Below are 11,148 nucleotides of genomic sequence, written 5' to 3'. Positions count from 1 at the left end.
AAGGATATGGATTGATTTATGATATTATTCCCTGATTTGTCCAGTACCGTACACGCGATATTTGGTTGAAGTCAAGGCAGGCAATCCCATTGGGCCACGAGCATGTAATTTTTGTGTGCTGATTCCGATCTCTGCACCAAACCCAAACTCGAAGCCATCCGTGAAACGGGTGGATGCATTGTGATACACGGCTGCCGCGTCTACTTCTTGCAGAAAACGTTCAGCATGGGCTTTGTTCTCGGTGACAATGCACTCTGAATGCATCGTGCCGTAACGGGCAATATGCTCCAGTACTTCGTCCAAATTGTTTACGACCTTGACGTTCATAATGTAATCATTATACTCGGTGCCGTAATCCTCTTCTGTAACAGGAACAGCCCAAGGAGCCAATTCTCGTGTGCGTGCACAGCCGCGTAGCTCAACCCCCGCATCACGAAAGCGTTCTGCCAATCCTGTTAAGTGTGCTTTTGCATAATCCGAGTGTACGAGCAATGTTTCCATCGAGTTACACACGGACGGTCTTTGAACCTTGGCATTCAGTGTAATCGCTTCGGCCATTGCTGCATCCGCTGTAGCGTCCAAAAAGGTATGGCATACACCAGCTCCGGTTTCGATGACAGGTACGGTAGCGTTCTGAACAACATTTTGAATGAGTGAACGCCCGCCGCGTGGAATAATTACATCCAGCAAGCCGTTCAAGGTGAGCATTTCGTTGACCGAGGCACGGTCTGAATCTTCAATAAGTTGAAGCGCCTCGCGTGGCACAGCTGTTGCGTCTAGTGCCTGCTGGAGTACTTCGATAATCTTGCGGTTGGAGAAGAGGGCGGCCGAACCACCGCGTAGCACAACCGGATTGCCTGTTTTCAAGCACAGGCCCGCGGCATCCACGGTTACATTTGGACGCGCTTCATATATGATGCCGATGACACCCAGCGGTACACGTATCTTCTCAATTCTCAGACCGTTTGGACGTTCAATTTGCTCAAGGGTGTCGCCGACCGGGTCAGGCAGTGCCACAATTTGGCGTAATCCTTCGGCAATAGCTCCGATTCGGTCCTCGGTCAGCTTGAGGCGGTCGAGCAGCGACTCCGATGTTCCCTGTTCCCGTCCACGTTTCAGGTCATTATGGTTTGCTGCAATTAGCTCTTCAGTATGATTTACTAGAGCTTCAGCCATAGCAAGCAATGCTTCGTTTTTCTGTGCTGTAGTCAGGCGGTTCATGACCCCGGCACTTTTTTTGGCAAGATTGGCTTTGGTTCGTACTTCGCTAAACTTATTCTCCTCGGTTGCAGCTGTGTTAGTCGTTAAATCACTCATGTTACGGCCTCCCTACATACATAATGTAATCCATTCATCCCTGTGGATCACCTCAAGCCGGTGAATGGGACCAATTTTGCCCACAACCTCGCCGCTGGGTAATCCTTGTACAATTCGAAGCTGTTCATCGTCATAATTGACGATGCCGCGCCCTAACACCTTATTTTCCGGTCCGAGCACCTCAACGACATCTCCGGCATGAAAGCTGCCCTCGACACGTCGTACGCCAACCGGAAGTAGACTGTGTCCTCCGTGGACCAACGCTTCCTCAGCCCCTTCGTCTACATGCACCGCGCCCAGAGGGGTGGACATAAATCCAAGCCATTGTTTTTTCATCGGAAGCGAAGAGAGGTGAGTGTCAAAATAAGTTCCCGGTCCGTGTCCTTCGACGGCTGCGTCTAGATCGCCATTCGCGCTTACACGTCCCACATATACAGGCACACCGCCGCGTGTGGCGACTTTGGCAGCTTCGATCTTGGAACGCATGCCGCCAGTACCTACAGACGATCCAGAACCTCCAGCTAATGCATAAATCTCCTCTGTAATTTCTTCGATACGTTCAAAACGTACGGCATTCGGATGCTTGCGCGGATCTGCCGTATATACGCCATCGGTGTCCGTAATGATGATCAGATGCTGAGCTTTGACCAGATTGGCAACCAGCGCGGACAGCATATCGTTATCGCCGAATTTCAATTCGTCAATCGATACAGTATCATTTTCGTTAAAGATCGGGATAACCTGCTGGCGCAGCAATTCTTCTACGGTCATTCCGGCATTATTCATCCGTTTGCGGCTCAAAAAGTCACTACGGGTCAGTAGAACCTGCGCGATCACTAGGTCAAAATCTTTAAAAGCCTGCTCATAGGCCTGCATGAGAAGAGCTTGACCAACAGCCGCTGCCGCCTGCTTTTCATGCAGTAGCTTAGGGCGAAACGGGTACCCAATCTCTCTGAATCCGGCGGCTACTGCACCTGATGTAACCAGCAGCACTTCATGACCTTTTTCACGAAGCAAGCTGATTTCCCGGGCAAAATAAGCGATGGCTTCCCGATTCAAGCCACCTTCCACTCCAGTTAGAGAGCTGCTTCCGATTTTAATGACGATTCGTGTTGACAAGACGTCCACTTCCTTAATTTTACTCTTTTTAATGCAAAAAAACTTCCATCCTTTGTATGCAAAGGACGAAAGTTTGTGCTTCCGCGGTACCACCTTCATTGATGATTCATGATCATCCCACTTGAAACCTGTTAACGGCAGGGACCGCCTGATTGCGCAGGGCGCTCGGGGATAGGAGTTGGGAGAGAGTCCAGGTAAATTCTTGCAGCCTATCGGAATTTACTCTCTGAACAGGACCGAGTCTCTCTTAATAGTCCCTTCAACGCGCTAAATGATATTGGATACAGAATACCACGAAAAGACCAGGTTTGGCAAAGAAGTTGTAGCTGGAAAATACGGCTTAACCAAACAGGTTTAGCTTGCCAATTCGATCAGCCGCCTCGGTCAGTCGAGCTTCTGAGCTCAGCAGTCCCGCTCGCACATATCCTTCGCCGCCACTTCCGAAGCCGATCCCTGGAGCGACAGCCACCTTGGCTTCCCGCAACAACAGATCGGCAAAAGAAGTGGAAGTATAGCCCTGCGGCACAGGCAACCAACTGAAAAAGGAGCCGCTTGGGCGCGTCGCCTTCCAGCCTATTTGCCCAAGTGCATCATAAAAAGCGTTACGGCGTGATTCATAGCGGGCTACCAGCTCGCCTACGCAGTACTGCGAGGCCGTCAAGGCTGTCGCCGCCGCTGCCTGAATACCGCCAAACAAGCTTACATAAATATGATCCTGCAACAGATTAATCATCGAGATGATTTCGGCATTACCGAGCGCGAAACCAACACGCCAGCCTGCCATATTGTACGTTTTGGATAAGGTATAGAACTCAATCCCCACGTCTTTAGCACCCTCAGCCTGTAGGAAGCTTACCGGACGTTCGCTATCAAATCCAATAGCGCCATAGGCGAAATCACTGGCAACTACAATACCGTTACGTTGCGCGAATTCAACCGTATCCTCGTAAAAGGAAAATGGAGCCGTTGCCGAGGTTGGATTATTCGGATAGTTAAGGAACATTAACTTGGCGCGGCGGCGGTCTTCCTCGGAAATGGCTTCATAATCGGGCAGAAAACGGTTCTCTTCTTTTAATGGGAGAAAAGACATTTCCGCTTTAGCCAAGGCTACACCAGACCAGTAGTCCGGGTAGCCGGGATCAGGGACGAGACACACATCGCCGGGATTGAGTAAGACTTGCGGCAGCTGAACCAAACCCGTTTTTCCGCCAAACAGGATGGCGACCTCGGTTTCAGGGTTGAGCGTTACACCGTAATCCTCCTGATAGCGCTGGGCAACGGCTTCCTTGAGAAAGCTGTAACCGCGAAATGGCGAATATTTATGATACAGCGGATTATCCGCTGATTCCTGCAAAGCTTTTACAATATGAGAAGGAGTGGGAGTGTCTGGGTTCCCCTGTCCGAGATTAATGACATCATGCCCCGCCGCGATTTCACGGTTTACATTTTGTACAAGTGTGGCAAAAAATTGAGTGGGTAACTGTTTCATGACGTCAGCGGAGGGAATAGAAAAAGGAGTCATCAATTCACACGACCTTTTGGAATAGTTTAAAAAATAATCTATCACGATTTTACCGAGTTGTATAGGGGGGAATTAAGCTTGCATGGTTGCGTAATCCAGACTGATCGGGCTATGATGGGAGAAAATACCGGACAATGGGTCACAGGAAGCTCTAGCTCACAAGGAGGATGAAGGATTTTGACGTATCAGGAAGCTCAGCCGTTCAGTGTTGCACTCATACAAGCTCACATAGAGATAGGAAATCCCCCGGAAAACCGCAGTCATATCCGAGCTTTAATGGAACAAGCGATGAAAGTCGAACTGAAGCCGGATCTGATTGTCCTGCCAGAAATGTGGAACACAGGCTATGCCTTAGATCGCATTCATGAGCTGGCGGACAAGGAAGGGACGGAGACTCGGGCATGGATAGCAGCATTCGCTGCCACCCATGAAGTGAACGTAGTAGCTGGGTCGATCGCAGAGAAAAAAAGCGACGGTCATGTGTATAATACGATGCTCGTTTTTGACCGAACAGGCAGAGAGGTTGCTTCGTATTCCAAGATTCATCTATTCCGACTTATGGATGAAGAAAAATATTTGCAGCCTGGCGAAGAAAAGATTTTATTCGCACTGGATGGCGGGATTCGGGCAGGTGCGTCGATCTGCTATGATATTCGTTTTCCTGAACTAGCCCGTAGTTTGGCCCTGTCGGGTGCAAATTTGCTGATCGTACCCGCAGAATGGCCTCATCCCCGGCTTCATCACTGGCGCACCTTGCTAACCGCACGTGCTATAGAAAATCAAATGTATGTCATTGCTTGTAACCGGGTAGGTCGCAGCGGAGATACTGATTTCTTCGGGCATTCGCTTATTATTGATCCATGGGGAGAAATCATTGCGGAGGGCGGAGAGCAGGAGGAGATCATCACAGGAACGATTGAGTCTGCCTTGGTGCAGGACGTACGTGGTCGTATTCCGGTGTTTGAAGATCGGCGTCCCTCACTGTATGACTGATAATCAGTGTAGAAAGGAATACTCCATGCTTAAGGAACGCATTGAATTTTTGTGTAAAAAGAAAAATCTGTCCCGTAAAGAGCTGGTAGACGGGCTGGTGACACCCGCACATTTTGCAAATATACTGGCTGACCGTTACCCGTTGGCAGAGGATTTGGCCGAGCAAATTGCTGGGCGTTTAGGTGTAAACCCATTCTACCTCTTGCGTGTAGCGGCAGAGGATGAGGAGACGCTGGCTACAGCGGATAAGATTTTCACAGAGCTGTCCAAGCTAGCTAATCCTGCCACGGAAAGCTATGTGGATCAGCTGGAGGATCGCAACGATTCGCTTGTGGTGGAAATGACGACTTATTTGATGAAGGCCGTTTATTACCAGCAATTAAATGACCCAACGGCCTATGAATATTTACATCAAACCTATTTGAATTTTTATTTGGAGAAGTTTGGTCGCTCGGATGAGGTGGAGCTGCCCGCACCGCTAAAAAAAGCAATTTTATTTTATAAAATCCAGTATTTCCGCTCGAAAAATCATTATTATGATGTGCTGAATAACGTAACGCAGCTAAGCCGTCTGGTGGAAGAGGGGACGGAAAACTGGCTGAATGCGCAAAACATTATGATGGAGGCCTGTATTCAGGTCAAGCAATTTGATCAGGCGAAGCAGGTATTTGAGCAGACGATGCGCAGGGTATATGATGATCGGCTTTTTCACCGATTGACGGGCCTGTATGTGGCCTACAGCGGATATTGTTTTGCCATGGGTTCTGTACAGGAAGCACTGTTAACGTTGTCTATGGCTGAGGCCAATTTGGTTTATTTAGAAAATGCGGCAGATATGCTCACGACCATTCTGAACAACCGGATTATTATGCTGACATCGATTGGCGAGCTGGATAAGGCTTTGGAGGAAGTGGCGCGTTTTGAAGCGCTGGTGAGCCGGGAGCGGGAGGAAATGCAGCAGATGATGCTGCCCGTTACGCTAATTTATCGCTGTGAGATTGCGTTTGCGCGAAAAAATTGGGGGCTTCTCTCACAGCATTTGGATCAACTGCGTAAAACAAATCTGACAACAGATCAGCAAATGGGGCTTGATTTTTATGAGAGCCAACTGGCGCTTGCCCAAGGGAATCAGGACGCCTTTTGGATGCATGCCTTGCAATGCTTGCCTTATTTTGAAGCTCTCCAGCATCCAGCGCGGCTTGAACAGTTATATGAAACGCTGGCAGTTGTGTCCGAGGACAGTCGTCGTTATAAAGAATCATCGGCGTATTATCGCAAATTGGTCTATCTTTTGCGTAAAAAATAACCTAAAATCATTCGCTTTTCACAAAACTATCGGATGGATCGTTCGAAAAAATGCTCGGAAGAGTGCAAAATTTTGTGCAAACCATGTCAAAATTCAAAAATAAACCGACAAAGTACAGGTTAAAGCTCTGTTTTTTCGGTTTTTTTTGTATGCGCCAAAACGTATTGTGATGCCATATACCCTCTTTTATACTGAATTCATAAGGAACGACAATACAAAATACGAGGTGCAACCACATGATGAACTTATTCGGGAAAAAGAAAAAACAGCAGGATGCGATAGAACATGCAGATCAACTGATGAATAAAGGCCTGTCAGGATTATTTATGAAAGGTTTGGTACCCAAAGAGCATCGGGAACAGATTAACCAAAGCCTAAACTCGGCAAGACAAGCTCAAACGGCGGCTAACAGTGGTTTGTCGATGGCAGCGACTGCGGTTGTTATTTCGGTAACAGATACCGGGAAGCTCGTGAATTTTGATCCGATCGTGGTGCTAGTGCTAGATGTGACGGAAGTAAACGGTAATCGATACCCAAAAACGTTGGAAACGCTCGTATCCAAGTTGCAAATTCCGCGGCCTGGAGATACGGTGGGTCTGGGGAGCAATCCGGTAAATCCATCGGAGCTGATTTATATGGGTCTGGTGACAGCGTAAATGAGTAGTTCGTTTCACATTTCTTGCTGACATATAATTTGAACAGATGATTGAAAAAGGGGTTTTGGAGGATGAAAGGATTTTTGAGTATGATCGGGGTACTTTTAGTGTTTGGTGTAGGCTTCTCACCATTTTTGGCTAACTATTTATGGGATGATCCATTTGTGATTATGGATGCCCCGTGGTATAGGCCGTTAATTTATATAGGCTTTGCACTTATTTTTCTACCTGGCATTTTAGGTGTGTTTTTTGGAGGTGGCAAGGTCAAGAAGGGTGTTCCTGGGGCTGGGATCATTACAAGTGTTCAGCTAACAGGGACTTATGTAAACAATCAGCCGCAGGTAAAGCTCGGGTTGACCGTAACCAAACATGGAGAAGACAAATATGATACTGCTTTGACGACGATTATTCCTTTGACTTCCATGGCTCAATTTCAGCCAGGCTCGATCATTCCGTTGGTCGTATCGGAGAAAGATAAACTGAAAGTAGGACTTGACCTGAAAGGGCAGGTGTCGCAGACGGATTTGCAAGCGTTAATGAATGAGCAAATGGTCAAGCAGGGCGTATCGCCTGAGCTGATGGAAATTGCCAAAACCGGTGAGCAGGCATATGCGAAGGTGCTGGATGTCACACCCATGGGGGAAGCAGGACCTAATAAAATTAAGCTTCAATTTACGCTGAGTGTTACGAAAAACAACGGCGATACATTTAATGTAACCACGCAAAAGGATGTTTTTTTTCCCCAACTATCCAAGCTACAGCAGGGAAGTATTATAGAGGTCATTTATTCATCTCAAGATCCTTCGAAATTGGTCTTTAAAACACAAGTGAGTGAAGCCGAGGTACAGCAAGCATTTGGTTCTTCTAGATAATAAAAAAATTTTCGATACCTGTTTCAGTTACAGCCCATAGGTGTATTATAATAGTATCCCGACACCAGGAGGTTGATAACGATGGATAACCAAAGTAGATCCGAACTGGCGAATAGGGATGGCCTGTCACGGCCGAGAGGCTTAAATAGACAGGTTGTCGGAAACAATTATGAAATGGGCTATGATCAGGATAAAAGTCCACCAGATTTAGGGAGACCCTGATCACAAAAAGGCGAGGACAGGCACTTTGGGATCACACAGCACATTGGAATTGAGGTAGGACATTCTTGGGAGACCAAGGCTAGAGACCTTAAGGAAAGAAGTGATGCGGGATGGATAAAGTGGAGTTTCCGAGCAAGCGTAAAGTAATCAGGCGAGGCTGACATGAAATTCAAATGAACATGAAATGTGGTTCGTTAAGGACAGATGGAAGCAACATCGCAACAGTGTAATCGAACCCGTAAAGTAAATGAAGTATTGAAAGTATAGGGGCGAAGCCCCGGGACCGTCTTCTTCTCTGGCTTTGGCTGGGGAGGAAGACGGTCCTTTTCACATTCGAAGCTACTTTTGAGAAAGTTGCTCGACCGTTTCTCGGAAGGTATCAATAAAGGCTTCGGCAGCTTTAGACAAATAACGTCCGTTTCGGTAGGCAATGGCTAGGGTACGGCTAGGGGTAGGTTCGGCGAGTGGCAATAGTGCTGGAACAAACTCGCTGCTGGCGGCCCGGGCGATAAAACGGGGGACGAGTGTCACCCCCATACCTGTCGCTACGAGCGATTGGAGCGTCTCCATATTAGTGCTCTCAAACACCACATTGGGTTCAAAGCCAGCTTGATGACACAAATCCATCGTCAGCTTGCGAAAGCCTTGCCCTTTTTTCAGAACGACAAAAGGCTCATCTTTCAGTTCTTCCATATGCACAGGCTGCGGATGGTCTCCGTTTTTACGCAGGGCTAGAGGGTGACCCGGAGGAACGGCAAGATCAATCCACTCTTCACCGATGGGCACATAGGAAAGTGTAGGTTCTACTAATGGAAGAGATAGCAGGCTGAGATCTGTATCCCCACTGGCAGTTTTTTTCTCCAGATTCATGGATGAATCCTCGACCAACACGATTTCAATGTCCGGATGAGCTTTCTTGAATACAGGCAGCACATGCGGCAGCAAATGAGAACCTGTGATGGGCATACTGCCAACCACAACCTTCCCTTTTCGTAGTTGAGAAATGTCGTCCATTTCCTGCCGGAGCTGCTCGACTGCATCAACTATTTTTTTTGCCTTTTCCACAAAGCTTGCTCCTGCATGTGTTAATTCCACCGTGCTGGTGTTACGTTGAAATAGAAGTACCCCAAGTTCTTTTTCCAGTTTGGACAATTGTTGGCTCAAAGAGGGCTGAGCAATATGCAGTTTTTCTGCTGCGCGTGAGAAGTTTTTTTCCGCTGCAATTTGCAGGGTGTATTGAAGTTGTCTGAATTCCATCGAGTTTTAAACCCCTTTTATACGCTTTTATAATGGTTGTCGGCTTATAAGATTTACCTATTACTTCATAGACTGATTATACAATAATATAATGAAATTCCCAATCCCATATGAACTCCATGTGTTCACAAGCTGGAAAATCCCTATGTTTACTTTTATCTTTGATTTTATAAATTATGGTATTTAATTCTGTTTGACATGGCAAATGGGTTCATCCATAATGTTATTCATATTAAAACAATATGTTTTATTGGAGAAAAGGGGAAAATGGGATGTCCAAACTTATTGTATCTTTTAGGAAACCGTTTTTGGTTGGATCTTTAGCATTTCTTTTATTGGTTCTCGTGGCAGGATGCTCCGGCTCCAAAAATGATGCAGATAAAAATACAAACGCAACTAACCCAAGCACAACCGCTGATCAACCTGCGGAAGGGGGAACCTTTACATATGGCCGCCCGGCTTCCGTAACCTCGTTTGATTTGCATAATCAGATTACATCAAATAATGCTTTTGCTATCGACAAAGTATTTGAGCCACTAGTCGCCTTTAACAGTGATGGAACAATTGTGGATTGGCTTGCAGCGTCGCACAATATTAGCGCGAATGGATTAACCTATACTTTTGTTTTACGCGATGGCTTGAAATTTTCAGACGGCAAAGGAGTTACTGCCGAGGACGCGGTTTTTTCAATTCAGCGTCATTTGAATGTAGGAGGTCCTCTTGCAATAGCGGCACAGGTGGCTTCGCTTTCGGCTCAAGATGAAAAAACACTTGTAATTAAGCTTAAAGCGCCGTATACGCCGTTTATTTCTGAACTCTCAAACTTTTCCAACGGCATCCTTCCAAAGGATTTCGGCGGTGTCTCGGAAAAAGAATTCTTTAAGAATCCGGTCGGTACCGGTCCCTTCGTCGTTAAGAAATGGGATTCTGCTGGTGATCTTACTTTCAGCAAAAATAAATACTATTGGCAGAAAGGCAAGCCATATATCGATGAACTTGTCTACAAGCTCATTGAAGATGACAGCCAAGCGATTAACCAGCTGAAGGCTGGCGCGATAGATGCTATTGAGTCTGTAGCTCTTGAAAATGTAAATGAATTAAAACAAGGAACTGATACCAAGGTGGCGACCAATGGAAGCTGGGTGACAGAGCAATTGTTCTTCAATACCCTGGACGAGCATTTTTCGGATGTGCACGTTCGCCGTGCGTTGGCGTTGGCACTTGACCGTAATGGATTGACCAATGCGGTTACCTTTGGTTTCGCAAAGCCAGCCAATTCGCTTTTGCCGCCAGCCATTCCCTACAACACGAACGATACGATTAAAGCGCTCAGCTTTGATACGAACGCTGCCAAAGCAGAGCTTGCAAAATCAAAGTTCCCTAATGGCTTTTCTACAAAATTGCTCATTGCCTCTGGTAACAACTCAAGAACTCAGGAGGCACAGATTATTCAGGCGGCCGCCAAAACGATCGGCATAGACATTCAAATCGAATCTGTTGAGTTGGCCTCATTCCGCGAGCGTTTCTTTGCCTATGATTTTTCGGCAATGATCAACAGCGGACAGGCGGATTCTCCAGAAGCCAACTCGATCCTCGCTTTCCAGACAGACCCGGAAGGCTTTAGCAAGTCGTACTGGACTCATTACACGAACAATGAAGTTACCAAGCTCCTGCACGAGGGGCAAAAAACACCTGATGGGGAAGAACGTGCGGGAATTTACGCCAAGCTTCAACAAATCCTTGCAGATGAGGTACCTTATATCCCGCTTTATTATCCGGATATTTTGAAAGGTGTTCGTTCTTCCATTGATGGCCTGGTCGTGCTTCCCAATAACAGCGTTCGTTTTGAAGATGTACGTGTGAAAGGTAATTAGATCCTTGACG

At 46.9% G+C, this 11,148-nt stretch carries 10 protein-coding genes; 6 read left to right on the top strand and 4 right to left on the bottom strand.

Going from position 1 to position 11,148, the window contains the following annotated elements; translation table 11 throughout:
• Positions 1 to 24: 24 nt before the first annotated feature.
• The 3 genes from KAI36_RS15130 to KAI36_RS15120 all read right to left on the bottom strand — a co-directional run bounded on the left by KAI36_RS15130 (position 25) and on the right by KAI36_RS15120 (position 3,958).
• Positions 25 to 1,317, bottom strand: a complete 1,293-nt coding sequence (locus tag KAI36_RS15130; protein WP_220025314.1) for a glutamate-5-semialdehyde dehydrogenase — start codon at positions 1,315 to 1,317, stop codon at positions 25 to 27.
• Between the two features lie 12 nt (positions 1,318 to 1,329).
• Entirely contained in the window at positions 1,330 to 2,535 is a 1,206-nt protein-coding gene (gene proB, locus KAI36_RS15125) for a glutamate 5-kinase (RefSeq protein ID WP_220025313.1), read from the bottom strand.
• Between the two features lie 241 nt (positions 2,536 to 2,776).
• On the bottom strand, positions 2,777 to 3,958 hold the full coding sequence (locus tag KAI36_RS15120; RefSeq protein ID WP_220025312.1) for a pyridoxal phosphate-dependent aminotransferase: 1,182 nt from the start codon (positions 3,956 to 3,958) through the stop codon (positions 2,777 to 2,779).
• 177 nt (positions 3,959 to 4,135) lie between these two features.
• Here KAI36_RS15120 and KAI36_RS15115 point away from each other — a divergent pair, with 177 nt between their 5' ends.
• The 5 genes from KAI36_RS15115 (at position 4,136) to KAI36_RS15095 (ending at position 8,007) form a co-directional block, all read left to right on the top strand.
• Positions 4,136 to 4,951 carry a carbon-nitrogen family hydrolase gene (locus KAI36_RS15115; RefSeq protein ID WP_220025311.1) on the top strand — a complete coding sequence of 272 codons (816 nt, stop codon included), beginning with the start codon at positions 4,136 to 4,138 and terminating at the stop codon, positions 4,949 to 4,951.
• 25 nt (positions 4,952 to 4,976) lie between these two features.
• A complete protein-coding gene (locus KAI36_RS15110; protein ID WP_220025310.1) occupies positions 4,977 to 6,257 on the top strand; it encodes a helix-turn-helix domain-containing protein in 1,281 nt (426 codons plus the stop codon).
• A 236-nt stretch (positions 6,258 to 6,493) separates the two neighbouring features.
• A complete protein-coding gene (locus tag KAI36_RS15105) occupies positions 6,494 to 6,913 on the top strand; it encodes a hypothetical protein (protein WP_220025309.1) in 420 nt (139 codons plus the stop codon).
• Positions 6,914 to 6,984: 71 nt separating this feature from the next.
• Positions 6,985 to 7,785 (top strand): hypothetical protein, encoded by an 801-nt coding sequence (locus KAI36_RS15100; protein WP_220025308.1) that lies wholly within the window; start codon positions 6,985 to 6,987, stop codon positions 7,783 to 7,785.
• Between the two features lie 81 nt (positions 7,786 to 7,866).
• Entirely contained in the window at positions 7,867 to 8,007 is a 141-nt protein-coding gene (locus KAI36_RS15095) for a hypothetical protein (RefSeq protein WP_023989112.1), read from the top strand.
• A gap of 339 nt (positions 8,008 to 8,346) precedes the next feature.
• Here the strand turns inward: KAI36_RS15095 and KAI36_RS15090 are convergent, their stop codons facing one another.
• Positions 8,347 to 9,264, bottom strand: coding sequence for a LysR family transcriptional regulator (locus tag KAI36_RS15090; RefSeq protein WP_025723122.1), 918 nt, complete (start codon positions 9,262 to 9,264; stop codon positions 8,347 to 8,349).
• Positions 9,265 to 9,536: 272 nt separating this feature from the next.
• On the opposite strand from KAI36_RS15090, the gene KAI36_RS15085 reads away from it, so the two are divergent.
• Positions 9,537 to 11,138 (top strand): ABC transporter substrate-binding protein, encoded by a 1,602-nt coding sequence (locus KAI36_RS15085; protein ID WP_220025307.1) that lies wholly within the window; start codon positions 9,537 to 9,539, stop codon positions 11,136 to 11,138.
• Positions 11,139 to 11,148: the final 10 nt, after the last annotated feature.

Origin of the sequence: Paenibacillus sp. S02 (genome assembly GCF_019454065.1) — a bacterium.
In the GTDB taxonomy this organism is placed as follows: domain Bacteria; phylum Bacillota; class Bacilli; order Paenibacillales; family Paenibacillaceae; genus Paenibacillus; species Paenibacillus polymyxa_B.
This window is presented reverse-complemented; position numbering and strand designations above follow the sequence as displayed.